Here is a 25113-nt window from a genome sequence, read left to right as displayed (position 1 = left end):
CCCTATCTTTCCACGCCCGGCACGAGCTTGCCGTTCTCGATATGAGCGGGAACGTAGGTCGAATCCGGGGCCGCGCCGGAGAAATGCGCGAACCCGATCAGCCCCGCGATCACCAGCACCAGCGCCGCCAGCGCAAGGCGCGCGACGATGGTGATCGGCCAGGACGTTTGCACGAACAGGCCGGACCGGGTGGCGACCAGGAACAGCGCATAGACGGCAAAGGGAACGAGGAAAATTCCGATCTCGGTCAGGACCGGCCGGATCATGACGAATAGATCCGCTCGTACAGCACACGCAGCATTCCGGCGGTCGCACCCCAGATGTAGCGCTCCGCGAACGGCATCGCGTAGTAGAAGCGCTCCATGCCGCGGAATTCCTTGCTGTGCAGCTGGTGGTTCGCCGGGTTCATCAGGAAGGATAGCGGCACCTCGAAGGCATCATCAACCTCGGAATGGTTGATGGTGAGCGCGAAGCCCGGCCGCACTTTTGCGACCGTCGGCAGGATGCGGAAGCCGAACGCCGTGCCGTAGAGATCCAGATAGCCGATCGGCTCGACGAAGTCCCTGGACAGCCCGACCTCCTCCTCCGCCTCGCGCAGCGCCGCATCGAGCGGCGAGGAATCGGTCGCGTCGATCTTGCCGCCGGGAAAGGCGATCTGGCCGGCATGGTCGTTGAGATGCGCCGAGCGCTGCGTCAGCAAAATGGTCGGCTCGGGACGGTCGACCACCGCGATCAGGACCGCCGCAGGGCGCACCGGCTGCTCGCGCGCGACGATCTCGAGCATCTTGTCGGTGCCGGGATCGCCGGATGCCGGAACGATGTTCGGGTCAAACAGGCCGGGCGGCACGTCGAAGCCGAGCCTCGCTTTGCTGCGGGCGAAGAAATCCGAAGCTCCGATCGCGACGGGCTCGCTCTTCAGGATAGGCTTGTTCAAAGCGCGGCCCTCACCTGCTCCGCATCGGCCATGGCGAAGAATTCACCGGCCGACTCGACGCCGAACATCGGCTGGCCATCGACCATCCGCTCCTCACCCATGTCAACAAGATCGTAATAGAGCGCGCGGGTGAACTTGGCCCAGAGATCGGCGCGGACATGCAGATAGGGCGTCAGCCCGCCGTCCGCCGCCTGCTCGAAACGCAGCCGGTGCGCGGCATCGCAGGTCACCCAGTCGTCGACATTGGTGCGGAAGCTCAGCACGCGACGGTTGTCCTCGCCGTTCTCTTGCATCTCGACTGCCATGAACGGCGCGTCGTCGACGCGGATGCCGACCTTCTCCACCGGCGTGACCAGGAAATGCTTGTCGCCTTCGCGCTTCAGAACGGTCGAGAACAGGCGAACCAGTGCAGGGCGGCCGATTGGCGTACCCATATAGAACCAAGTACCATCGGACGCGATTCGGATGTCGAGATCGCCGCAAAACGGCGGATTCCACAAATGCACCGGAGGCAGGCCCTTTTTGGCGCCTTCGGCATTGGCAGCACTTTTGGCGGCGGCAGTCAGCCCCTCAAGACCTCGATCGGCGCTCTGCCCTTGGTTCGCCATGGTTTGCCCTGACTTTGTCATTTGGCACGATTGGTGCAGGTTTACGTCGTACTCGGGTGCACGGTTCCATCCCGGATTCATCCGGTGTGGAGGTCGCCACTTCGTGATGCCCTACATAACCCTAAGCCGATAAGGTGGGGATAGGTTAATTCAACGAATACATGGCGTTCCTGCAAGCCTAGCATAGCGCCCCTGTGACGACGCGAAGGAGCTGACGGATGGCGGAGAGTGTCGAGAAACTGGAGGACGGCGTCGTCCGTTCGGCCGAGCAGGTGTCCGCCCAGGTTCGCGCGGCGAAAGAGGCGATCGGCTCCGTCATCTTCGGCCAGGATCGCGTGATCGAGAACACGCTCGTCACCATCCTCTCCGGCGGCCACGCGCTGCTGATCGGCGTGCCCGGCCTTGCGAAAACAAAACTGGTCGAGACGCTCGGCGTCACGCTCGGTCTCGATGCCAAGCGCATCCAGTTCACGCCCGATTTGATGCCGTCGGATATTCTCGGCGCCGAAGTGCTGGACGAGAGCACCGCCGGCAGGCGCGCCTTCCGCTTCATCGCGGGCCCGGTGTTCGCGCAGCTGCTGATGGCCGACGAGATCAACCGCGCCAGCCCGCGCACGCAATCGGCATTGCTTCAGGCGATGCAGGAGCAGCACATCACGGTGGCCGGCGCGCGGCACGATCTGCCAAAGCCGTTCCACGTGCTCGCGACGCAAAATCCGCTGGAGCAGGAAGGCACCTATCCGCTGCCCGAAGCGCAGCTCGACCGCTTCCTGATGGAGATCGACGTCGACTATCCTGATCGCGACGCCGAGCGCCGCATCCTGTTCGAGACCACCGGCGCCGACGAGACGCTGGCAAGGGGCGCGATGACCGCGGATGCGCTGATCACCGCGCAACGGCTGGTGCGCCGCCTGCCGGTCGGCGATTCCGTCGTTGAGGCGATCCTGTCGCTGGTGCGCTCGGCCCGTCCGGGTCCCGACAGTGGCGAGACCGGCAAGTTCATCGCCTGGGGCCCGGGCCCGCGCGCCAGCCAATCGTTGATGCTCGCCGTGCGCGCCCGCGCGCTGATCGACGGACGCCTCGCGCCCTCGATCGACGACGTGCTCGACCTCGCCGAGCCCGTGCTGAAGCATCGCATGGCGCTGACGTTCCAGGCGCGCGCCGAAGGCCGCACGATTCCGGACGTGATCAAGCAGCTCAAGACACGGATCGGTTGATGGCAGCAGAGACCGGGCACGCAGCGAAGGAGATCATCGCGATCCGACGTGCCGATGGCGAAAGCCGTACGCTCGCCGCTTCGCTGCCGCGCCTGGTGCTCGAGGCCCGCCGCATCGCCGCCAACGTCATCCACGGTCTGCATGGACGGCGCCGCGCCGGCTCCGGCGAAAATTTCTGGCAGTACCGCCGCTTCGTCTCCGGCGAGCCGGCGCAGAGGGTCGACTGGCGCCGCTCGGCGCGTGACGACCATCTCTATGTCCGCGAGCTCGAATGGGAAGCGTCGCACACGGTCTGGATCTGGCCCGACCGCTCGCCCTCGATGGCGTTCGCCTCGAAGACCGCGCGTGAATCCAAATTGGAGCGCACGCTGATCGTCGCCTTCGCCCTGGCCGAGCTGCTGGTCTCGGGCGGCGAACGCGTCGGCATTCCCGGCCTGATGGCGCCGACCGCGAGCCGCAGCGTCATCGACAAGATGGCGCAGGCGATGCTGCATGACGATGCCGACCGGCTGAGCCTGCCGCCGTCCTTCGTGCCCTCGGCGCTGGCCGAGATCATTGTGCTGTCGGATTTCTGGTCGCCGATCGCGGAGATTACGGCGACGCTCGCCGGGCTCTCCGGCTCCGGTGCGCATGGCACGATGGTGCAGGTGGTCGATCCCGCCGAAGAATCATTCCCCTATTCCGGCCGCGTCGAGTTCGTCGAGCCCGAGGGTTTTGGCGTGATCACCGCCGGCCGCGCCGAGAGCTGGGCGCAGGACTACACCGCACGGCTGGCGCTGCACCGCGACCAGATCCGCGCCGAGACCTCAAGGCTCGACTGGCTGTTCACGACGCATGCGACGGACCGCTCCGCCGCCGAATTGCTGCTGTTCCTGCATGCCGGCATGCAGGTGAGCAAGTCGGGCGTCCGCACGACGACCATCAAGGCGGGGCCGGCCGCATGATGGGATTGCCGCTTGCCTTCACCGAACCGCTGCTCCTGATCGGCCTCATCAGCCTGCCGGTGCTGTGGTGGCTGTTGCGCGTGACGCCGCCGCGGCCGCGCCGCATCGAATTTCCGCCGACGCGCCTGTTGTTCGACATCGCGCCACGGGAAGAGACGCCGTCGCGGACGCCGTGGTGGCTGACCGCGCTGCGCCTCCTGGCTGCTGCCCTCGTCATTTTCGCCGCCGCGGGCCCGATCTGGAATCCGCAAACAGGCGCCGCCGGCAGCAAGGCGCCGCTGATGATCATGCTCGATGACGGCTGGAGCGCCGCATCGAACTGGGATGTCAGGCTCAGGGCCGCCGACGAGCTGATTGCGAACGCCGACAACGACCGCCGCGCGATCGCGCTGGTGCCGCTGTCCGAGCCGAACCGCGACATCACCCTGATGCCGGCGGGCGCGGCGCGCGTCGCGCTGCGGCAGATCACGCCAAAGCCCTATTCAATCGATCGCGTCGACACGCTCTCCGCGGTCGACCGTTTCCTGAAAGCTACCGGCGACTGCGAGATCGCCTGGCTGTCGGATGGCGTCGACACCGGCCGCGGCGAAGAGTTCGTGCAGGCCCTCGGCAAGACCATCGGCGATCGCAGCCTGACTATCTTCGAAGGCGGCATCTCCTCGCCGCTGGCGCTGGTCGCAGCCGAGAACGCCGCCGCCAGGATGACGGTGAAGGTGCTGCGCACCGACAGCGGCATCGCGGTCGGCACGGTGCGCGCGCTGGACCAGAAGGCCTCGCCGATCGGCGAGGCACGCTTCTCGTTCGGCCCGCAGGACAAGGAAACCGACGCAGCGTTCGACCTCCCGGTCGAGCTGCGCAACGACATCTCGCGGCTCGAAATATCGGGCGAGCGCTCCGCCGGCGCGGTGCAGCTGCTCGACAAGCGCTGGCGCCGCCGCGCCATCGGCATCGTCTCGGGCGCGACCAGCGAGACCGCGCAGCCGCTGCTGGCGCCGACCTTCTATCTCACCCGCGCGCTGGCGCCGTTCGCCGACGTGCGTCTCGCCGACAAGGGCTCGCCGCAGCAGGGCATCACGCAATTTCTCGACCAGAAGCTGCCGATGATCATCCTCGCCGATGTCGGCACCATCGCGCCTGAAATCCGCGAGCGTCTCAATGCCTGGATCGACCAGGGCGGCGTGCTGGTGCGGTTCGCGGGGCCCCGCCTGGCGCAGGCCGAAGACGATCTGGTGCCGGTCAAGCTGCGCAAGGGCGGCCGCACGCTCGGCGGCAGCCTGACCTGGGAGAAGCCGCAGCACCTCGCCTCTTTCGCCGCCGACGGCCCGTTTGCCGGCGTCGTGGTCCCCAAGGACGTCACCGTGAATCGCCAGGTCCTCGCCGAGCCTGATGCTGTGCTCGCCACCAAGAGCTGGGCCTCACTGGAAGACGGCACGCCACTCGTCACCGGCGAACATCGCGGCAAGGGCATCGTCAGCCTGTTCCATGTCAGCGCCGACATGCGCTGGTCGGATCTGCCGATGTCCGGCATCTTCGTCGAAATGCTGCGCCGGGTCGTCGACATGTCCGGCTACACCGCCAAGCCCGGCGCTGGCGTCGCCAGCGAGGCCACCACTGAGACGGTGGCGCCGCTGCACATCCTCGACGGTTTTGGCGCATTCGGTCCGCCGCCGGCGACCGCCAAGCCGCTGCCCGCGGATTACCGCGACCGCGCCACGCCTGATCACCCGCCCGGCTTCTATGGTCCGGCAGAAGGACCGCTCGCCGTGAACACGCTTGCAGCCGCCGACCGCATCGCAGCCCTGAACACATCGAGCCTGCGCGCCCGGCACGCCACCTACACCAATGCCGAGCCTCGCGACTTGCGCGGCTGGCTGCTGTCGACGGCGCTGGCGCTGTTCCTGGTCGACGCCATCATCGTCGCGCTGCTCGGCGGCGGCCTCGCCGCGCTGCTGCGCCGCCGCGCCGCGCCCGCAATGATCGTCTTCGGACTCGCGCTCGCAGGCCTCGTGTCGCTCTCACCCACGCCGTCCTACGCAGACAGCGCCTCGGACGAATTCGCGATGAAGGCGGTGTCGCAGACCCGCCTCGCCTATGTCGTCACCGGCAATGCCGACGTCGATTCGATCGTCAAGGCCGGCCTGACCGGACTGACGCTGTTCCTGGCGCAGCGCACCGCGCTCGAGGCCGGCGATCCCGTCGGCATCGATCCCGCGCGCGACGAACTCGCCTTCTTCCCGCTGATCTACTGGCCGATCGTGCCCGGCGCGCCCAAGCCGCCGCAGGACGCCATCAACAAGATCGACGCCTATATGAAGCAGGGCGGTACCGTGCTGTTCGACACCCGCGACGCGATCGAGGCGGCGCCCGGCGACAACGGCGCCTCGCAGACGCCGGCCATGCGGGCCTTGCGCGAAATCCTGTCATCGCTCGACGTGCCCGAGCTCGAGCCGGTGCCGCGCGAGCACGTGCTGACCAAGACCTTCTACCTGCTGCGCGACTTCCCCGGCCGCTTCAACACCGGCCAGACCTGGGTCGAGACCTTGCCGCGCGAGGACGACGAGGACAGCGCGCAGCGGCCGGCGCGCGGCGGCGACGGCGTCTCGCCGATCATCATCACCTCGAACGACCTTGCCGGCGCCTGGGCCGTGCGCCCGGACGGCCAGTACATGCTGCCGGTGACCGGCGGCGACAATCGCCAGCGCGAATTCGCCTACCGTGCCGGCGCCAACATCGTCATGTACACGCTGACCGGCAACTACAAGGCCGACCAGGTGCACGCACCGGCCCTGATCGAACGGTTGGGGCAATAGGATCGATATGAATTACGGCATCGCGTTCACGCCGCTTGTTCCCGCGATCGTGCTGTGGATCGCGCTCGCCGCGATCGTCGTCATTGCGATCGTGCTGCTGCTGGCGCGTGCGCGGGGGGCTGCCGTGCGCGTGGCGGCGCTGGTGCTGTTCCTGCTGGCGCTCGCCAATCCCTCCTTCACCCGCGAGGACCGCGATCCCCTCACCTCGGTCGCAGCGATCGTCGTCGACAAGAGCCCGAGCCAGAATTTCGGCAACCGCACCCGTGAGGCAGCCCAAGCGCAGGAGGCGCTGGTCGACGGCCTGAAGAAGATCAAGGGCCTCGAGGTCCGCGTCGTCGACGCTGCACAGGCCGACGGCGAGACCGACGGCACAAAACTGTTCGGCGCGCTCGCCTCGGCCTTGGCGGACGTGCCGGTCGACCGCGTCGCCGGCGCGTTCCTGATCACCGACGGCCGCGTCCACGACATTCCCGCCAACGCCGCCGCGCTCGGCTTCCAGGCGCCGGTGCACGCGCTGATCACCGGGCAGAAGGACGAGCGCGACCGCCGCATCGCGATCACGGCGGCGCCGCGCTTCGGCATCGTCGGGCAGAGCCAGACCATCACATTCCGCCTCGACGACCAGGGCGTCAGCAACGAGCGCGCCAAGGTCACGGTTCGCCGCGACGGCGAGGTCATCAACGAGCGCACGCTGTCGAGCGGCCAGACCGCAAACGTCGACGTCGAGATCAAGCACGCCGGCCCCAACATCGTCGAGATCGAGGCCTCGCCGCTGGAGCGAGAGCTGACGCCGGTCAACAACCGCGCCGTCGTCGCCATCGACGGCGTACGCGACAAGCTGCGCGTGCTGCTGGTGTCGGGCGAGCCGCATTCCGGCGAGCGCACCTGGCGCAATCTGCTCAAATCCGACGCCAGCGTCGATCTCGTGCACTTCACCATTCTGCGTCCGCCGGAGAAGCAGGACGGTACGCCGATCAATGAATTGTCGCTGATCGCGTTTCCGACCCGCGAGCTGTTCCAGCAGAAGATCAACGAATTCCAGCTGATCATCTTCGATCGCTACGCCCGCCAGGGCGTGCTGCCGATCGCCTATTTCGACAACATCGCGCGCTATGTCCGCGCGGGCGGCGCGGTGCTGGTCTCGGCCGGCCCGGACTATGCCTCCAACACCAGCATCTGGCGCACGCCGCTGGATTCGGTGCTGCCGGCCGAGCCGGTCGGTGTCAGCGAGAAACCGTTCTATGCGCATCTGTCCGACGTCGGCAAACGTCACCCGGTCACGCGCGGGCTGGAAGGCTCGGCAAGCGAGCCGCCGCACTGGAGCCGGTTCTTCCGCACCGTCGACACCCGCAATTCCGTCAACCCGCCTGTCATGACGGGCCTCGATGGCAAGCCGCTGCTGTTTCTCTCGCGCTTCGGCGAAGGACGCGTTGCGCTGCTGCTGTCCGACCACATCTGGCTGTGGGCGCGCGGCTATGAAGGCGGCGGCCCGCATCTCGATCTCCTGAGGCGGATGTCGCACTGGCTGATGAAGCAGCCTGATCTGGATGAAGAAGCGCTGCGCCTTCAGGTGCAGGGCAAGGATCTCGTGGTGGTGCGCCAGACCATGGCGGACAGCGTGCAGCCGGTGAGCGTGACCTCGCCCTCAGGCGTGTCGCACGATCTGACGCTCGCCGCCGGCGATCCCGGCGAGTGGCGCGCCAGCCTGCCGGCGAGCGAGCTCGGCCTGTGGGCTGCCACCGACGGCACGCTGAAGGCGTTGATCAATGTCGGCCCGACCAATCCGAAGGAGTTTTCGGAAGTCACCTCCACCACCGACACGTTGAAGCCGCTGACGCAGGCGACCGGCGGGAACGCCGTGCGCGTGGTCGACGGCACAAACGTCGAGCTACCGCGCATCGTGCCGGTGCGATCCGTGAGCACCTTCGCCGGCGACGGCTGGATGGGCGTGCGGATGCGCGACGCCAGCGTCGTGAAGGGCGTCGGCGTGCTGCCGATCTTCGCCGGCGTGATCGGGCTGTTGTTGCTGCTGGGCGCGTTTGCGGCGACGTGGATGCGCGAAGGGCGCTAACGCGCGAAGGGGCTTAGATTGAATCAGGCCGACGCGGGCTCGGTGCACCTCTCCCGCTTGCGGGAGAGGGAGCGCACCTCGTTGCTGCATCAAACCCAATCCATCCCACTGTAGTTGCCCGAACGACACATCGTGCGGCCACCCGCGCGAGATGGTTCGACCACCGTTGACATTCGCTGACCGATCAGGCGATGTTACAATATAACATCGCGGGATCAGGGGATGATCCCTTGCGATGTGGGGTGGCGTTTCCAGATGAAGTGGTTCCGGTCGAATATCAGGCACGGCGCCCGGCTCGCGTTGTTCGCGATGCTGGTGCAGCTAGCGCTGACGTTTGGCCATAGCCACTGGTTCGCCCAGGCCACCTCCCTCGCCCAAGCCTCGCTCCAGCAGACGGACAGCACCGGGAGCGTTGCCTCTCCGGACCGCGCCACGGTCCAGAAGCAATCGCCTGCAAGCCCCGACCGCGAGCCGCCGGGCGACGACAATTGCGCGATCTGCGCATTGGTCGCGATGGCGGGCACCGTCGTATCGGCGACGCCGCCTTTGCTGCTGCTGCCGCAGGCGATCGAGCTGCTCCAGCTCACCCTAGATGCCGAATTCATCCATCTGAAATCGGCCGGCACGGCGTTCCAGCCGCGCGCGCCTCCCGCGTCCTGACTCCAGACATCACTTGATCACGCCTGGGCTCGCCGCACATCGGCGAGTGCCCGGGAGAAGTTGAAGTCGAATTCCGTCGCGCTGCGACGGCAGGCCGCCTCCGATCAGCAAAGAAATCTTCCGGACGGCGCCTGACTGGAATCAGGACCATGTCATTTGAATTGCGACGCGCGCAGCGTCTCGCCGGAGCAAGCCTGCTCCTGCTTGGCGCCGCCGCCACATCCGCGCCGGCCCAAACGGCTGCACAGGAGCCCGCCCAAGCGCCTGCGCAACAGCCTGCACAGGACAAATCGTCGAGCGAGATCCCGTCCGTCACCGTGACGGCCCCGAGCCCGATCGTGCGCAGAGCGGTGGTGCCGACCCGCAGCCCGGTCCGCACCACGCGAACCGCGCGCGTGCGCAGCCAGCAACGCACGGCCGAAGCGGCACCAGCAGCAGCAGTTGCTGCTGCCGCCGCGCCTCAACGCGGCGTGCTTCCTGTCGTCACCAACCAGTTCGCGACGGTCACCGTGGTGCCGAACGAGGAAATCCGCCGCGAGGGCGGCGGCCAGCTCGGCGATCTCCTGTTCTCAAAGCCCGGCATCACCGGCTCGAGCTTCGCGCCCGGCGCCTCCAGCCGGCCGATCATCCGCGGGCTCGACGTCAACCGCGTCGGCATTGTCGAGAACGGCACCAATTCCGGCGGCGCGTCCGATCTCGGCGAGGATCATTTCGTCCCGATCGACCCGCTCGCGACCAACCAGGTCGAGGTGGTTCGCGGGCCGGCGGCGCTGCGGTACGGCTCGACCTCGATCGGCGGCGTCGTCAGCGCCACCAACAACCGCATTCCGGACGCGCTGCCGTCCTGCGCGCCGTCGTTCCAGACCTACGGCCTGCCGACCAAGGCCCCGCTCGCGGCGGCCGCGACATCGCCTTGCGTCACTGCCGAGACGCGCTCCGCGTTCAGCTCGGTCGATCGTGGCGTCGAAAGCGGCGTGCTGCTCGACACCGGCGGCGGCAATTTTGCGTTCCATGCCGACGTCTATGGCCGCAACACCACCGATTACAGCATTCCGAGCTATCCGTATCTTGCGGACCAGTCGCGCACCGTCGCCAACGGCCGCCAGCCGAATTCGGCGACGCGCTCGGACGGCGCCTCGATCGGCGGCTCCTACTTCTTCCAGGGCGGCTATATTGGCGCGTCGATCACGCAGAACGACGCGCTCTACCACATCCCCGGCATCGACGGCGCTGACCACAACACGCGGATCGACGGCCACCAGACCAAGATCAACGTCAAGGGCGAGTACCGTCCTGATGCCACAGCGATCGACACCGTCCGCTTCTGGGCCGGCGCGACCGACTACCGGCACAACGAGATCGGCCTTGCCGATCCCGCCGATCCCACCAGCGACGGCGTGCGGCAGACTTTTACCAACAAGGAGCAGGAGATCCGCACCGAGGTGCAGCTGATGCCGTTCAATGCACGTTTCGCCGAAGTGACGACGGCGCTGGGCTTCCAGGTCGGCCACCAGGAGCTGAACGCGCCGAGCCCGGACAATCCCGGCACGCTGTTCAACGGCCTGTGGGATCCGAACAACAGCACCCGCGTTGCCGGCTACGCCTTCAACGAGTTCAAGTTCACCGAGGCGACGCGGGCGCAGGTCGCCGGCCGCATCGAGCATGTCGAGCTGCACGGCACGACGCCGGACTTCCCGACGGACTTTCTGCCCGACGGCACACCGCAGGCCGGCATTGCGCGCAATCCGTCGTTCACGCCGAAGAGCGGCAGTATCGGGCTGTTGCAGGATTTGCCGGGCGGCATGGTCGGCAGCATCACCGCGCAATATGTCGAGCGCGCGCCGAAGGCGGCCGAGCTGTTTTCCCGCGGCGGCCACGATGCGACCGCAACCTTCGACATCGGCAATCCCAACCTCACCATCGAGACTGCGAAGTCGGTCGAGCTCGGCCTGCGCAAGGCGACCGGGCCGTTTCGGTTCGAGGCGACCGTCTACTACACGCATTTCGATAATTTCATCTATCGCCGCCTCACCGGCGTGATGTGCGACGGCGATTTTGCCTCGTGCGGCGCGCCCGGCGCGGAGCTGAACCAGGCGGTCTATTCGCAGGCCAACGCCAATTTCCGCGGCGGCGAATTCCAGTCGCAGCTCGATGTCGGCGCGTTCCAGGGCGGCATCTGGGGCATCGAGAACCAGCTCGACGTGGTCCGCGCCACCTTCACCGACGGCACCAACGTGCCGCGCATTCCGCCGGTCAGACTAGGCGGCGGCGTGTTCTGGCGCGACGACAACTGGCTGATGCGGGTCAATCTGCTGCATGCGTTCGCGCAGAACAACGTCGCGGTGATCGCGGAGACGCCGACGGCCGGCTACAATCTGTTGAAGGCCGAGGTGAGCTACAAGACCAAGCTCGATCCGCGCCAGTTCGGCGCCCGCGAGATGACGGCCGGTATCGTCGGCAACAATCTCCTCAACGAGAACATCCGCAACTCGGTGTCCTACACCAAGGACGAGGTGTTGATGCCGGGCATCGGCGTCAGGGCGTTCGCGAACTTCAAGTTCTGATCGGAGATCCAGTCGGGGCCCCGAGGGCCCCGACACACACTCCGTCATTGCGAGCGCAGCGAAGCAATCCAGGCTGCCTCCGCGGAAAGATTCGGGATTGCTTCGCTGCGCTCGCAATGACGGCGTATGAGGCACGGCCGCCGCTCTTCCAATTCACGGCGTCGTAGCCTGGATGAAGCGGAGCTCCATTCAGGCTCCGAATTCATCCGATCTGCGCAACTATTCCTTGATGGACGCAGCCGCTTTCGCGATGAATTCCGCCACGGCCTCGGGCTGCGAGAGCATCGGCACGTGGGAGCTCTGCAGCACGAGCGTCTCCGCGCCCATGCGGCTGGCCGAGTCGCGCTCGACGTCCGGCGGAATGGTCTCATCGCGGGCTGCAACGATGTACCACGACTTCTTCGAGCGCCAGGCCGCCGTCGAGATCTTGTCGCCGAAACACCTGACCGCAAGCGGGCCTTGCGTTGCGTAGACGATGTCGGCTTCGTCCGTCGGAATGTCCTGGACGAAATGCTTGCGGACGCCTTGCTGCGTCAACGCCACATAACCTTCGCCGTAGGGCCTGATCTCAGCAGCACCGGGAGCCGGCTTGTAGGGCTTCCACCAGGCGTCGAACGACTGGCCGCTGTCCGGCGCGCCGGCGGCGATATAAACGAGACCTTTGACCTTGGGATGATTGCCGGCCTCGGTGATGACGGCCCCACCCCAGGAGTGTCCGACCATGAGCACAGGACCTTCCTGCATGTCGACAACCCGGTGAGTGGCCACGACGTCATCGGCGAGCGAGCTGAGAGGATTCTGAACGGCGAGAGCCTTCAGGCCGCGCTTGGTCAGAAGAGGAATGACCTTGGCCCAGCACGAGCCATCCGCAAAAGCTCCGTGCACGAGCACGACGGTTCCGATTGCCATTGGGTTGGCCTCCTTGTTTCTTCGCGTTGAATGGGCCGGACCTGGCGCTCATCGCCGAGCTATACGGCCGCGCTCATCGTCAGGTCTTGTTGCGCCGTCGTCATCTCCAGCACTGAAGCAACGATTGTTGCCTGCGAGACAATACCGTTTGAGTTTAGTTGGTGAAGGCCGTGCAAGCAGCGCGCGAAGCATTTTCGTGCGAACGGACAAAATGACGTCGTAGCCTGGATGGCCACCTCCGCACCGTCGCAATGACGGAGGAAAGAGCGTGGGCGCGCTCACGCCAAACGCGTCAACCGCTTCTCGAAGCGCCATTGGTCGACGGGGAAAGGCCCGTTCGAGGTCTCCGACAACATCACGAAGGTGCCGGCGTTGCGCCAGCCGCTTTTCTCGTAGAACCGCGCGGCGCGCATGTTGCCGACCGCGCACGCGAGCCACGCCAGCTCCACACCGCGCGCGGCAAGCCGCGCCTCCGCTTCAGCGATCAGCGCCGCGGCCACACCCGACCCGTGCGCCTCAGCTGATACGAACAACTGGTACAATTCGTCGCCCTTGAGGGCGCACAGGCCGAGCGGCGCACCGGCCGGGCCGACAACGCTGATATCGGGAAGCATGACCGCGAGCCGGTCGCGAAAGCTCTGGAGCGTGCGGAGACGTACCAGCTCAGGCGGCGCGAGATGCGCATGCGATCCATGCCAGGCGTCGTGCCATAGCTGCGCGAGATGGTCGATCTCAGCGGGATCAGCGGGACGCACCTGCATCGTCGAGACTCCGTACGAGAGCGTCGTAGCCCTACCCGACCCGCGCCTTGCTCCAGTCCGGACCGACGACGCCCGACACGCCCTCGAAGGCGCCGTCGACGAGCTCGAACACCAGAATGCGCGCGGCGTCGACCGGGCCCGGCATGGTGACGCGCCCCTTGGGGACCTGCTTGAAACCGACGCGGCTGTAATAGGGCTCGTCGCCAACCAGAATGATCAGGCGGTGACCTTTTTCCCTGGCATCCGCTAGCGCGCGCTCCATCAGGAGCCGGCCGATGCCGCGGGCGCGGAACGGCGGCTCGACGGTGAGCGGCCCGAGCAGCAGGGCCGGCGTCTCGCCGACCAGCACCGGCAATTGCCTGACCGAGCCGACCAGCAGCGTGCCGATGCGCGCGGTGAAGGAGACGTCGAGCAGATGGTCGACATGCTCGCGGATGCGATAGGCGCTGAGCACGAAGCGGCCGGGGCCAAAAGTGCGTTCATGCAGCCGCTCGATCGCCTGAGCGTCGCCGGCGGCTTCGGGAAGGATGGTGAGTGAGAGATCAGTCATGTCAGCACAGCGTTTTCGAGCGAAGTGGGCCCCGGTTCGCGTCAAGAAAACGCGTCAATGTCAGACGCGGGATAACATCTCAGGCGGCCGTGGTCTACCGGGCGGTGCCCGATCGAACCCCTGCACCGGGCCGCGGGTGAAGACCGCCGCGAACAGCAGGGTCCAGAGCGAGAGCATCAGGATAGGAATGATGTAATACGGCGTGAAGACCGGATGTGTGGCGAAGAACGCCAGATTCAGCGCCAGATTGGCGCCGACCAGCAGCGTGAGTTGCCTGACGCCGGCATGGTTGGCGAAACGCCACAGCAGCGCGGTCCAGGCGCAGGCAATCACCATCAACGGGAACTGGGTGTCGCGGAGATAGGCGCGCAGGACGGCCGGATCGAGGTGTGGGGCGGCCGTGTCCTGGCCGCCATAGGCCGAGACCAGCGGATGGCCCGAATTGACCAGGTTCGCCGCGAACACAGGCAGCAGGCCAACAAGGAACGCGAGGCCCAGCGTGAGGCCTGCCACGAAGGTCTCGCGGGTGCGCCAGATCAGGAATGACAATCCGAAGAACAGGAAATAGCCGGCCGAAAGAATGACGTTCGCGATCCGAAAGCTCGCGGACAGGCCGAGCAGAATGCCGACGGCTGCGATCATCATGAGGCGGCGCCGGCCTTCATCGACGAACAGTCTTGCGGTGACCAGACCCGCCAGCGCGCAGACGACCATGGTCGGCGCCATCGAATAGCTCGCCTTGGCCGGATTGATCATGAAGGTGATCGAGAGCGCGCCGAACAGTGCTGCAAGCGTCAAGGACCCGGCCTCCCGCGCCCGCCACAGACCGTACAGTGCAAAGCCGCCGATCATCACATTCGCCAGCGCATAGAGCGGAATGACCTGAAAGCCCTCGGGGAACAGCGCCAGCACGAAGCCGGTGCCCGGCGGCGGCGTCATTACCCATTTGCTGCCGTCGGCGATCTCAGTGTGGCACGGCGCCCGGGTCGGCTCATTCCAGTTCGGAAAATCGATGCTGCGCAACTTGCCCGCGAGATAGCCGTCGGTTTCATGGGCGAGGCTGGTGTCGAGGCCGTGCCAGCCGAAGCGCTGGAACAGGTGCGCCTGCCTGAGATAGCAGATGTCGTCATAGACGCCGCGGCTCTCGCTCCAGTGCGAGACGAGGCGAATATTGCTGGCCAGAATTGCCAGAAACACAATTGAAAAAAGGACCTTGAAAGCTCTCATGGATATGTGCCGGGCGGGACGGCGGGGCCCGCCGCCTGTACAGGAAAAGCACCGGCAAGTATAGCAAGGTGCGGATTTTGGAGGTGAGGCGGACGTGGCCGACATGGGCATGGGCTTGACCGACACGTGCAGCAGCGATGTCGCTGCACCGCACGCTGCTGCGCCGCGAATCCTGCTCATCATTCCCTGCTTCAACGAGGAGGCCTCGATCGGCGGCGTCTTGAGCGAGATCGCGGCGACCGGCCGCCACTACCACACCCTGGTCGTGGACGACGGCTCGTCGGATGCGACCTCCGCGGTGGCAAGCTGCCGCTCGCCCGTCGCACGTCTGGCGCAAAATCTCGGCATCGGCGGTGCCGTGCAGACCGGCATCAAATATGCGGCGCGTCAGGATTTCGATTTCTGCGTCCAGATCGATGGCGACGGACAGCACGATCCGCGCGCCGTCGAGACGCTGCTGAACGCCTATCGGATGCAGCCTGCCAACATCACCATCGGAAGCCGCTTCATCGAGCATGAAGGCTTCTGCTCGACGCGGATGCGGCGCGCCGGCATCAGGCTGATCGTGCTTGCGCTCAACGGTCTTTTCGGCGGCGGCCGCATCACCGATCCCACCAGCGGCATGCGGCTGCTCGACCGCTCCGCCATCGCCTTCTTCGCCAAGGCTTATCCGACGGATTTTCCGGAGCCGATCTCACTGGCCTGGGCGTTGCGCGCAGGGCTCACGGTGAGCGAGGTCCCGATCGAGATGCGGGCGCGAGAGACCGGCGTCAGCTCGATCGATGGATTGAAATCGGCGAGCTACATGGTTCGCGTGCTCGGTTACATCCTGCTCGCGCGTCTGGTGAGATCGCGATGACGCCGAGCGATCTCATCATTGCGTCGAACATGTCGAGGAGGCTGCCGTGACAAATGCCCTTCCGAGCCCGGAGACGGTCGTCGTCATCTCCGCCTTCGCGCTGATCTACATGGTGGTGCTGTTGAAGAAGACGTTGCAGGGGAAATTCGATCTCTATGATTTCCTGATGCTGTCGATGGTGGCGATCATACCCGCGGGCTTCACGCTGTTTCCGAGGCTTGCCTACCTCGTCAGCCATCTGACCGGCGTCGTGTTTCCGTTCGTCGTGATGTTCGGCGCCCTGTTCCTGGTGGTGTTCGCCTTCATGCACAACATGACGGCGCGGCTGCACCGACTGGAGCGGCAGAACTGTGCGCTGATCCAGGAACAGAGCCTGCTGGCGCTGGAGCTGAAGGCGAAGGAGAGGGGTCAGCCGGCGGCTTAACGCCACGTCGCGGTCATGGCCTTGCCATCAAGCACTTCTGCGATGCGCAGCCGTGTGCCGTGCGTGGTGCCCTCGGGCAGCGCATTGATCGCGAAGAAGCCGCATTCGACGATCTCGTGATTGGGCGCGGGCAGGCGATCCTGTTTGAACTGCCTGACGACGTAGACCGCGACGTGATCGCGGCGGGAGACATGGCTGTTGAGGAAGATGCCGTGCAGCACGGCCTCGCCGGTGAGGTCGATATCGCCCTCCTCCTTGAGCTCGCGCCGCATCGCCCGCTCCATGGTCTCGCCGAGATCGACGCCGCCACCGGGCAGATACCAGCCGGTGATGTAGCTGTGCCTGACCAGGAACACCTTGTTCTCGGCATCCACCACCACGGCGCGGACGCCGAGCGTCATGCCGCGTGCCAGCAGGAACCAGGCGTGGAAGATTCGCCGCAGCAGCGGCTCGAATTTTCGTCGGACGCGGTTCAGACGATCCCCCATCAGGCTTCCTCGAGGCCCCGCTTGCACTGACGTCGCGACCTTGCCATTACAGCGGAGCAATAGCGAGGCAATCGCGCGTCATGACTCACAACACGCTGGCCCCCTTCACGCTCGCCCATCTGTCCGACCCGCATCTGGCGCCTTTGCCGAAACCGCGGCTGAGTGAGCTCGCCGGCAAGCGCGCACTCGGCTACGTCAACTGGACGCGCAACCGCCACAAGTACCAGCGCCGCGAGGTGCTCGACGCACTCGTCGCCGATCTTCAGGCACAATGCCCCGACCACATCGCAGTCACCGGCGATCTCGTCAACCTCGCGCTGGAGGCGGAGTTCGCGCCTGCCCGCGCCTGGCTCGACGGCGTCGGCCCGCCCGACCGCGTCACCACGATTCCCGGCAATCACGACGCCTATGTCCGCGCCACCGCGCATCGGTTCGGCGAGACCTTTGCTCCCTATGTTGCTGATGATGACGGCAGCATCGGCTTTCCGGGCGTGCGCCGGCGCGGGCCGCTCGCGCTGATCAGCCTGTCCACGGCAGTGCCGACCTTGCCGCTGATGGCGACCGGCACGCTCGGCCGCGATCAGCTGGCGGCGCTCGAACAGGTGCTCGAGCGGCTCGCGGCCGAGGACGTCTTCCGTGTGCTGCTGGTGCATCATCCGCTGAAGTCCACCGCGTGGCAGAAGCGGATGACTGACTCTGCTGAATTGCTGGCGCTGCTCACGCGCCATGGCGTCGAGCTCATCCTGCACGGGCACGACCACATCCATTCGACGATGTGGTTCGAGGGCCCGAACGGCAACATTCCCGCGATCGGCGTACCCTCGGCTTCCGCGTTTGCACACGGACACACTCCGGCGGCGGCGTATAATCTGTTCACGATCGAGAAGGACAATGCCGGCTGGCGCTGCGAGCAGACGGTGCGGAGCCTCGGGGCGGGATTTCAGATCGGGCAGATCAAGCATGTGAGGTTGATTTAGTTCTTCGTCATTGCGAGGAGCCAAGCGACGAAGCAATCCAGACTGCCTCCGCGGGAAGATTTCTGGATTGCTTCGCCATGCTCGCAATGACGGCGGAGAGATTCACCAGTTCCGCAAGGCCGCGAGCACGGCAAGGCCGAAAAGCGCCGCGGCACCGAGCACGAATCCGAACACGAACGGCCACACGCGCGAGCGGCGCGGTGGCTCGGCGGCTGGGGCTTGCGGCTCGGGCAAAACCACCATCGCATGCTCGCGCTCGATCATGCGGCGGGCGACATAGTCGGTCACGGCCTCGACAATGACCGCAGTGTCGTGCGATTCGGCGAGCACGATGCGGCCGAAGCGGGTGTCCTGGACGAAGCGATACTGACGCTTGTCGCGCCCCATCATGATGTGGGCGACGACGTCGATCCAGAGTCGCGGCGTATCGCCCTGGCTGATGCCGCGATCGAACAGATCGATCTGGTCGGGCACCTGAGCGAACAGCGGATCGAGCGCGTCGTTGAGGATCTCCAGCCGTGCCACCTCGGCGTCGCGCAGATCGACGACGACGCCGGTCCGGTCGGCGGCCTCGATCCGGGCGCGCAGCAGCGCGTCGCGCAGCCGCATCGGTCGCGGCTGGCTGGGATGGGTCCCGCTGGTCTCGGGCTCTGACATTGTCGGCCTCGTCCTCAAATCCTGACGTTAACCTATCAGCAACCAATGCGTCCGCAAAGGGACCACAATTCCAGATACTTACGGCACCCACAGCCGGCTGACCTGTGCCAAAAACAGACGATCCCACCCAGGCAGCGCCTGGATGGGACCATCCGTCCTTGGACGTCTTCTTAAGGTTGTCAGGCAGCCGTCAGGCCGAGACCCGCGACGGCTCTTCCACGATCGAGAAGCGGACGCCGGCCTTGTGGCGGTTCTCTTCCGAGACCGAGCGCCAGGCATCTTCGGCTTCCTTGCGGGTCTTGAACGGACCCTGCACCTGGGCCGAGCCTTCCACCAGCTTGTGGAAGTTCATCGAGCCGAACTCACCGCCGATCACCCAGAAATTGCTATTGGTCATTGTCAGTCTCCTGTCGAACTGCGTTAGCCGAACTGGTTCATCGTGTTGTGGGCGCCGCCCGCCTTCAGGGCTGCCTCACCCGCGAAGTATTCCTTGTGGTCGTCGCCGATGTCGGAGCCGGCCATGTTCTGATGCTTGGCGCAGGCAATGCCCTGACGGATCTCGGCGCGCTGAACGTTCTTGACGTAGCCGAGCATGCCCTGCTCGCCGAAATATTCGCGTGCGAGATTGTCGGTCGACAGCGCGGCCGTGTGATAGGTCGGCAACGTGATCAGATGGTGGAAGATGCCGGCGCGCTTGGCCGAATCCGCCTGGAAGGTACGGATACGCTCGTCGGCTTCAATCGCCAGCGGCGTCTCGTCGTATTCCTGCTTCATCAGCTCGGCACGGTTGTACTTGCTGACATCCTTGCCCGCTTCCTTCATCGCGTCGTAGACCTGCCAACGGAAGTTGAGCGTCCAGTTGAACGACGGCGAGTTGTTGTAGGCGAGCTTCGCGTTCGGGACGACCTTGCGGATGCGGTCGACCATCTTGGCGATCTGCTCGATATGCGGCTTCTCGGTTTCGATCCACAGCAGGTCGGCACCGTTCTGCAGCGAGGTGATGCTGTCGAGCACGCAGCGGTCTTCGCCCGTGCCGGCGCGGAACTGGTAGAGATTGCTGGGCAGGCGCTTCGGACGCATCATCTTGCCGTTGCGGTTGATGATGACATCACCGTTGCGGGCGTTCTCGGGCGTGATTTCCTCGCAATCGAGGAAGCTGTTGTACTGGTCGCCGATGTCGCCGGGCTTGTGGCTGACGGCAATCTGCTGCGTGAGACCAGCGCCGAGCGAGTCGGTGCGGGTCACGACGATTCCGTCGTCGATGCCGAGCTCGAGGAACGCGTGGCGGCAGGCACGGATCTTCGCGAGGAAGACCTCGTGCGGCACGGTGACCTTTCCGTCCTGGTGGCCGCACTGCTTCTCGTCCGAGACCTGGTTCTCGATCTGGAGCGCGCAGGCGCCCGCTTCGATCATCTTCTTGGCGAGCAGATAGGTCGCCTCGGCGTTGCCGAAGCCGGCGTCGATGTCGGCGATGACGGGGACGACGTGGGTCTGGAAGTTGTCGATCTTCTCGATCAGCTCCTTCTCGCGGGTCTTGTCGCCTTCCTTGCGCGCCTTGTCGAGGAGACGGAAGATGTCGTTGAGCTCGCGGGAATCCGCCTGACGCAGGAAGGTGTAGAGCTCTTCGATCAGCGCCGGCACCGAGGTCTTCTCGTGCATGGACTGGTCGGGTAGCGGTCCGAACTCGGAGCGCAGCGCCGCGATCATCCAGCCGGACAGGTACAGATAGCGGCGATCGGTCTTGCCGCCGAAATGCTTCTTGACCGAGATCAGCTTCTGCTGGGCGATGAAGCCGTGCCAGCAGCCCAGCGACTGCGTGTACTTGGTGGGATCAGCATCATAGGCGGCCATGTCGCTGCGCATCAGCGCCGCGGTGTAGCGGGCGATGTCGAGGCCGGTCTTGAAGCGGTTCTGCAGGCGCATGCGTGCGACGGCCTCGGCCGCCACCCCGTTCCAGGTCGGCTGCGTCTCGAGGAGCGCCTGGGCCGCATCGACCTCGCTCTGGTACGACGCCGGACCCTGGAGGGTGTTGATGCCACGGGGCTGGTAGTTCATGTGCTCGATCCTTTTCGCTGACGACAAGGCGGGCGGCCTTCTCATCGACATTTTTGACAGTGCATCGCGAAATGCGTGTCAGGAGCTAAACGCGAGAACAGGAAGTTCGTATAGAGGCCTTGTATTCGAATGGTGATGTCATGTAACATCAAAACATGTAATAGATGTAATTTTGTAATGTTTGTAAATTTATAGGTCAGCAAGCCTGTCCTTGATGCCTGTGGAGACCTAGAGATGCCCGCTGAGTCCGGGAAGAAACTGTTCGTCGGCCCGCGCTTCCGGCGGATCCGGCAGCAATTGGGCCTGTCGCAGACCCAGATCGCCGAGGGGCTCGGGATCTCGCCGAGCTACGTCAACCTGATCGAGCGCAACCAGCGCCCGGTGACGGCGCAAATCCTGCTGCGGCTGGCCGAGACCTATGACCTCGATTTGCGCGATCTCGCCACCGCCGACGAGGACCGGTTCTTCGCCGAGCTGAACGAGATCTTCTCCGATCCGCTATTCCGCCAGATCGATGTTCCCAAGCAGGAACTGCGCGACCTCGCCGAACTCTGCCCCGGCGTCACCCATGCGCTGCAACGGCTCTATGCCGCCTATACCGAGGCCCGGCAGGGCGAGACGCTGGCGGCCGCGCAAATGGCCGACCGCGACGTCGGCACGCGCTATGAGGCCAATCCGGTCGAGCGCGTGCGCGAGCTGATCGAGGCGAACCGCAACTATTTTCCGGAGCTCGAGCAGGCCGCGGAGACCCTTCGCGATGAACTGAACGTGCCGGCCGAGGGGCTTTACGCGGCGCTGGCGGCGCGGCTGCGCGAAAAACATTCGATCCAGACCCGCATCATGCCGGTGGACGTGATGCGCGAGACGTTGCGGCGTTTCGACCGCCACCGCCGCCAGTTGCTGATCTCGGAGCTGGTCGACCCGGCCGGCCGCGCGTTCCAGCTTGCCTTCCAGCTGGGCCTGGGCGAATGCGCGCAAGCCCTGGAGACCATCATCGGCCGCGCCGGCCCGCTCGACGATGCGCCGCGGCGGCTGTTCCGCATCACGCTCGGCAATTATTTTGCAGCGGCCGTGATGATGCCCTACCCGGCTTTCCTCGCCGCGGCCGAAGCCTTGAACTACGATATCCACGTGCTGGCGCAGCGCTTCAATTCCGGCTTCGAGCAGGTCTGCCACCGGCTCACCACATTGCAGCGGCCGAACGCGCGCGGCATTCCGTTCTTTCTGCTGCGGGTCGACAATGCCGGCAACGTCTCGAAGCGTTTCTCCTCCGGCACCTTCCCGTTCTCGAAGTTCGGCGGCACCTGTCCGCTGTGGAACGTGCACTCGACCTTCGACACGCCGGATCGCCTGCTCAAGCAGGTGATCGAGCTCTCGGACGGCACGCGCTATTTTTCGATCGCGCAGATGGTGCGCCGGCCCGTGGCGCCGCATCCACTGCCGCAGCCGCGCTTCGCCATCGGCCTCGGCTGCGAGATCCGCCACGCCGCCCGCCTCGTCTATGCGGCCGGCATCGATCTGGAGAAAACCGAGGGCACGCCGATCGGCGTCAACTGCCGCCTCTGCGAACGCGAAAACTGCGCCCAGCGCGCCGAGCCGCCGATCACGCGCACGCTGATTTTGGACGAGACGACGAGAAGGGTGTCGAGTTTCGCATTCTCGAATGCAAGGGAGTTGTGAGGAAGACGCGCTTGTCCGTTTGCGTGGGAACTTCCGGTTTTTCCCGACGTTGCATCGATAGAAAGGCGGCGCGGCGTACTCACCGCCGATCCGGGACATGGAAAACTTTTCAAATGCGGCGTTTGCTCCTGACGTGATCGCGATCATGACCGCAGCACTGCGGGCTGCGGTCGCAACCCTGCCCGAGCCAGTCCATGCGATGCATGTCGATGCGCTTGCTCAGTCCATCCTCCGTACAGCCAGTACAGGCGAACGCGATGTCACGGTGCTGCAGCGGATCGCACTGATGGAGCTACAGCTCGCTCCACGGACATGATGAGGTGAAGGATGAGAGTGGAGACGGGCTTTGCCGCGATCGTTTATGTGCTTTGCACCTCCGCGGTTGCGCACGCCGAGAGCTGGAGCACCTACCGCATTCCGGAAACCGGGACCGCGGTGGACATTCCAACCTCCATTTTCACCGAGGACTCCGGAAAGCCGGACGGCTACGGGCGACGGCTCCGCTCGGCCGACGGCAGCGCCGATCTGACCGTGCAGGCGGTGCCGGCGACCGGCGAGTCCCCCGCCAGCTTCCTGGCCCGGAAGAACCCGCCGCCCGGCATCATCTACAAACGCGTCACGCCTCGCTTCTTCGTGGTATCGAGCATCAAGCACGATGCCATTTGGTACAACCGCTGCAACTTCTCCGGTCATTACGTCCATTGCGTGCTGATCAACTATCCCGCAGCCGAGAAGCGGCAGTGGGACGGTGTCGTGACGAGAATTAGCAACACGTTGCGTGGCAGCTGAGGAGCCGCCGAGCGAAGCGAAGCAATCCGGACGGTTGCCACAGTGACAGCCTGGATTGTTTCGTCGCCAGCAATGACGAAGGGCTCACGCCAGCGTATGCACGATCACCGGTCCCGCGGCGGCACTCGCATGCCCTGCCAGCAGCGAGCCGAGATTCTTCTCGATCCAGGCGATGGCGCGCCGGTTCGCTTCCTCCGCCTGCTCGAACTTGTCGAAGATCGAGATCGCGGTCACCGTGTCGTCGCCGGCATAGACCACGTAATAGGCGCGGAAACCGTCGACGTCGCTGATGATCGGAACGGCGCCGTCCTTGATGCGGCGCGCCAGCTCTTCCGCGCTCCCGCTTTTCGCCTTGGCCTGACGGATGGCGGCATACATGGCATCCTCCTACCGGCTGTCTGACTTTCGGGCCTGGTGCCCGGAGCGGATGTTACGCCGAACCGCGCCGCCGATCCACGCTTGGTTAACCCGCCCCTAATCCGCCTCCGCGATCTGCAACCAACGGTTAAGCACACCTCAACATCGCAGCCTTAGTCTCGCCCCACTCACTTTTCGCAAACAACGGCGGCCTATCCTGCCGCGCGAAGTGACATCAGGGGGTTCATCATGCGCATTGCGTTGCTGCTGACCGCGACCATCGTCGGCGCGCTCTTTGCCAATCCATCCAATGCCGGATCGCTCGATGCGTCAGGCGAGGCCGCGCAAGCGCTGCCGCCGGGGTTCCAGAGCTATCGCGGCTACATGTTCGACATCTCCGAGAACCGCGACCGCAAGGATGTCGACAAGCTTACCGAGAACCTGAAGCAGCAGATCGACGTGGTCGAGGCTTCCGGCCTCTCGCCCCGCGTGCTGCGCTTCTTCCACACCGTTCCGATCGTCGCGAGCGAGCTGGCCTGCCTCGATGAAGGCGCTGCGACCGCGTGCTACGGCCGGGTGACGCCGGACATCCAGCGCACCGCTCCGCGGACGCTGACCGTCTGGGATCCAGGCAAGCAGCGCTGGAGCAATCCGAACGCCGTCGACCTCGCGGTCGATTCGGGGCTCGGCGTGATCATGCTGCGCCCGGACATGATGCGCTACGAGAAGGAAGCCGTGCTGCTGCACGAGTTGCTTCACGCCTATCACGCGCGGCTGCTGCCGGACGGCTACGCCAACAAGGGCGTGATCACCTATTACGCCTATGCCAAGTCCAAGGATCTCCTGCCCAAGGAAGCCTATGCGATGAAGAATCCCATGGAATTCTTCGCCGTGACCGCCAGCATCTTCCTGGCGGGAAAAAGCGAATTCCACGATCCGAAGTCGCGCGAGGCGCTCAAGGAGAAGATGCCGGATTACTACAAATATCTGGTCGGCGTGTTCGGCTTCGACCCCGACCCGGCAGCCTCGAGCGGCCCGGTTGCCTCGCTGAAATAAGGCGCCCGCCAACCCACCGCAAAAGCCGCGCGAAAAATGCGCGGCTTTTTTGTTTTGGGGACCGGAAGCTGCGGATGACGCCCCGCCGGGAATTGCCAAGGTGGGGCCCGATCTGCATAGTCCCGCCCGCATCGATACCTGTTTTCAAGAGGATAGAACAACATGGCGGACGCCGACCTGGATGTCGTGATCCGGCAACTGGCCAGACAGCTGCAGACGGGCCTGATGACCCGCGCCAAGGAGCGGCGGGATCGCTTCAGCGGCCTCGCGGCCAAGGCCAAGAGCAAGGAGACGGGCGACCGCTTCAAGATGTTGGCCAAGGCCACGCTGGAGCAGGCCACCGCCGCCGCCAAGCGCCTGCAGATGTCCGCCGACAACGTCGCCGACAGCTACGCCCGCGCCATGCGCCTCGCCGCCAGCACGCCGGTCGCGGTGAAGGTCGAGAAGAAGGTGAAGGAGAAGCCGGTGAAAAAAGCTGCGAAGAAAGCGAAAGCCAAGAAGGCGAAGTAGCCCGCG

The 25113-nt window shown here is 65.3% G+C and carries 26 protein-coding genes; 14 read left to right on the top strand and 12 right to left on the bottom strand.

Features of this window, described 5'->3' with window-relative positions; genetic code table 11:
• Positions 1-2: 2 nt before the first annotated feature.
• From B5V03_RS31040 to B5V03_RS31030, 3 genes are read right to left on the bottom strand one after another with little or no spacing between them, the layout of a single operon-like run.
• Positions 3-266: a DUF6111 family protein gene (locus B5V03_RS31040; RefSeq protein ID WP_129274199.1), complete on the bottom strand. Its 264-nt coding sequence runs from the start codon at positions 264-266 to the stop codon at positions 3-5.
• On the bottom strand, positions 263-934 hold the full coding sequence (locus B5V03_RS31035) for a CoA pyrophosphatase (protein ID WP_129274198.1): 672 nt from the start codon (positions 932-934) through the stop codon (positions 263-265). Before B5V03_RS31035 ends, B5V03_RS31040 begins: the two co-directional genes overlap by 4 nt.
• Positions 931-1542 carry a DUF1285 domain-containing protein gene (locus B5V03_RS31030; RefSeq protein ID WP_129274216.1) on the bottom strand — a complete coding sequence of 204 codons (612 nt, stop codon included), beginning with the start codon at positions 1540-1542 and terminating at the stop codon, positions 931-933. Before B5V03_RS31030 ends, B5V03_RS31035 begins: the two co-directional genes overlap by 4 nt.
• Before the next feature lie 218 nt (positions 1543-1760).
• Here B5V03_RS31030 and B5V03_RS31025 point away from each other — a divergent pair, with 218 nt between their 5' ends.
• The 6 genes from B5V03_RS31025 to B5V03_RS31000 all read left to right on the top strand — a co-directional run bounded on the left by B5V03_RS31025 (position 1761) and on the right by B5V03_RS31000 (position 11808).
• Positions 1761-2759, top strand: a complete 999-nt coding sequence (locus B5V03_RS31025) for an AAA family ATPase (protein ID WP_129274197.1) — start codon at positions 1761-1763, stop codon at positions 2757-2759.
• Entirely contained in the window at positions 2759-3703 is a 945-nt protein-coding gene (locus B5V03_RS31020; protein ID WP_129274196.1) for a DUF58 domain-containing protein, read from the top strand. Before B5V03_RS31025 ends, B5V03_RS31020 begins: the two co-directional genes overlap by 1 nt.
• A complete protein-coding gene (locus tag B5V03_RS31015) occupies positions 3700-6513 on the top strand; it encodes a DUF4159 domain-containing protein (RefSeq protein ID WP_129274195.1) in 2814 nt (937 codons plus the stop codon). The genes B5V03_RS31020 and B5V03_RS31015 overlap by 4 nt, the downstream gene beginning before the upstream one ends.
• A gap of 7 nt (positions 6514-6520) precedes the next feature.
• Positions 6521-8584, top strand: coding sequence for a hypothetical protein (locus B5V03_RS31010; RefSeq protein ID WP_129274194.1), 2064 nt, complete (start codon positions 6521-6523; stop codon positions 8582-8584).
• Positions 8585-8839: 255 nt separating this feature from the next.
• Entirely contained in the window at positions 8840-9244 is a 405-nt protein-coding gene (locus B5V03_RS31005) for a DUF2946 domain-containing protein (RefSeq protein WP_129274193.1), read from the top strand.
• Between the two features lie 149 nt (positions 9245-9393).
• A complete protein-coding gene (locus B5V03_RS31000) occupies positions 9394-11808 on the top strand; it encodes a TonB-dependent receptor (protein ID WP_129274192.1) in 2415 nt (804 codons plus the stop codon).
• Positions 11809-12027: 219 nt separating this feature from the next.
• Here the strand turns inward: B5V03_RS31000 and B5V03_RS30995 are convergent, their stop codons facing one another.
• From B5V03_RS30995 to B5V03_RS30980, 4 genes are all read right to left on the bottom strand, one after another.
• Entirely contained in the window at positions 12028-12717 is a 690-nt protein-coding gene (locus B5V03_RS30995) for an alpha/beta fold hydrolase (RefSeq protein ID WP_129274191.1), read from the bottom strand.
• A 278-nt stretch (positions 12718-12995) separates the two neighbouring features.
• Positions 12996-13478 (bottom strand): GNAT family N-acetyltransferase, encoded by a 483-nt coding sequence (locus B5V03_RS30990; RefSeq protein WP_129274190.1) that lies wholly within the window; start codon positions 13476-13478, stop codon positions 12996-12998.
• Between the two features lie 31 nt (positions 13479-13509).
• Complete coding sequence (locus B5V03_RS30985) at positions 13510-14028, bottom strand: GNAT family N-acetyltransferase (protein ID WP_129274189.1); 519 nt, start codon at positions 14026-14028, stop codon at positions 13510-13512.
• A gap of 60 nt (positions 14029-14088) precedes the next feature.
• On the bottom strand, positions 14089-15255 hold the full coding sequence (locus B5V03_RS30980; RefSeq protein ID WP_245502380.1) for a hypothetical protein: 1167 nt from the start codon (positions 15253-15255) through the stop codon (positions 14089-14091).
• Between the two features lie 103 nt (positions 15256-15358).
• Here B5V03_RS30980 and B5V03_RS30975 point away from each other — a divergent pair, with 103 nt between their 5' ends.
• Entirely contained in the window at positions 15359-16114 is a 756-nt protein-coding gene (locus B5V03_RS30975; protein WP_245502382.1) for a glycosyltransferase family 2 protein, read from the top strand.
• Positions 16115-16160: 46 nt separating this feature from the next.
• Positions 16161-16538: a DUF2304 domain-containing protein gene (locus tag B5V03_RS30970; RefSeq protein WP_129274187.1), complete on the top strand. Its 378-nt coding sequence runs from the start codon at positions 16161-16163 to the stop codon at positions 16536-16538.
• Here B5V03_RS30970 and B5V03_RS30965 read toward each other — a convergent pair.
• Complete coding sequence (locus B5V03_RS30965; RefSeq protein ID WP_129274186.1) at positions 16535-17026, bottom strand: NUDIX domain-containing protein; 492 nt, start codon at positions 17024-17026, stop codon at positions 16535-16537. The two genes, B5V03_RS30970 and B5V03_RS30965, sit on opposite strands and share 4 nt — an antisense overlap.
• Before the next feature lie 95 nt (positions 17027-17121).
• Here B5V03_RS30965 and B5V03_RS30960 point away from each other — a divergent pair, with 95 nt between their 5' ends.
• Complete coding sequence (locus B5V03_RS30960) at positions 17122-18003, top strand: metallophosphoesterase family protein (protein WP_129274214.1); 882 nt, start codon at positions 17122-17124, stop codon at positions 18001-18003.
• A 102-nt stretch (positions 18004-18105) separates the two neighbouring features.
• On the opposite strand, the gene B5V03_RS30955 is transcribed toward B5V03_RS30960, so the two are convergent.
• From B5V03_RS30955 to B5V03_RS30945, 3 genes are all read right to left on the bottom strand, one after another.
• Positions 18106-18660: a hypothetical protein gene (locus B5V03_RS30955; RefSeq protein ID WP_164988406.1), complete on the bottom strand. Its 555-nt coding sequence runs from the start codon at positions 18658-18660 to the stop codon at positions 18106-18108.
• Between the two features lie 190 nt (positions 18661-18850).
• Positions 18851-19057: a DUF4170 domain-containing protein gene (locus tag B5V03_RS30950; protein WP_007595122.1), complete on the bottom strand. Its 207-nt coding sequence runs from the start codon at positions 19055-19057 to the stop codon at positions 18851-18853.
• 23 nt (positions 19058-19080) lie between these two features.
• Positions 19081-20715: an isocitrate lyase gene (locus tag B5V03_RS30945; RefSeq protein WP_129274184.1), complete on the bottom strand. Its 1635-nt coding sequence runs from the start codon at positions 20713-20715 to the stop codon at positions 19081-19083.
• Positions 20716-20949: 234 nt separating this feature from the next.
• On the opposite strand from B5V03_RS30945, the gene B5V03_RS30940 reads away from it, so the two are divergent.
• The 3 genes from B5V03_RS30940 to B5V03_RS30930 all read left to right on the top strand — a co-directional run bounded on the left by B5V03_RS30940 (position 20950) and on the right by B5V03_RS30930 (position 23184).
• A complete protein-coding gene (locus B5V03_RS30940; protein ID WP_129274183.1) occupies positions 20950-22395 on the top strand; it encodes a helix-turn-helix domain-containing protein in 1446 nt (481 codons plus the stop codon).
• A 97-nt stretch (positions 22396-22492) separates the two neighbouring features.
• A complete protein-coding gene (locus tag B5V03_RS30935) occupies positions 22493-22711 on the top strand; it encodes a hypothetical protein (RefSeq protein WP_129274182.1) in 219 nt (72 codons plus the stop codon).
• A gap of 11 nt (positions 22712-22722) precedes the next feature.
• Positions 22723-23184: a hypothetical protein gene (locus tag B5V03_RS30930; protein ID WP_129274181.1), complete on the top strand. Its 462-nt coding sequence runs from the start codon at positions 22723-22725 to the stop codon at positions 23182-23184.
• Between the two features lie 84 nt (positions 23185-23268).
• On the opposite strand, the gene B5V03_RS41760 is transcribed toward B5V03_RS30930, so the two are convergent.
• Positions 23269-23562, bottom strand: coding sequence for an antibiotic biosynthesis monooxygenase (locus B5V03_RS41760; RefSeq protein ID WP_164988405.1), 294 nt, complete (start codon positions 23560-23562; stop codon positions 23269-23271).
• A 228-nt stretch (positions 23563-23790) separates the two neighbouring features.
• Here B5V03_RS41760 and B5V03_RS30920 point away from each other — a divergent pair, with 228 nt between their 5' ends.
• Together B5V03_RS30920 and B5V03_RS30915 are read left to right on the top strand one after the other, a co-directional pair.
• Positions 23791-24597 carry a hypothetical protein gene (locus B5V03_RS30920; RefSeq protein ID WP_129274180.1) on the top strand — a complete coding sequence of 269 codons (807 nt, stop codon included), beginning with the start codon at positions 23791-23793 and terminating at the stop codon, positions 24595-24597.
• Positions 24598-24759: 162 nt separating this feature from the next.
• Positions 24760-25107, top strand: a complete 348-nt coding sequence (locus B5V03_RS30915) for a hypothetical protein (RefSeq protein ID WP_129274179.1) — start codon at positions 24760-24762, stop codon at positions 25105-25107.
• The last annotated feature ends 6 nt before the right edge of the window (positions 25108-25113 follow it).

The organism is Bradyrhizobium betae, assembly GCF_004123905.1.
GTDB classification, from domain to species: Bacteria; Pseudomonadota; Alphaproteobacteria; order Rhizobiales; family Xanthobacteraceae; genus Bradyrhizobium; species Bradyrhizobium betae_A.
Note: the sequence above shows the minus strand (reverse complement) of the source record. Positions and strands in the feature narration are given on the sequence as shown.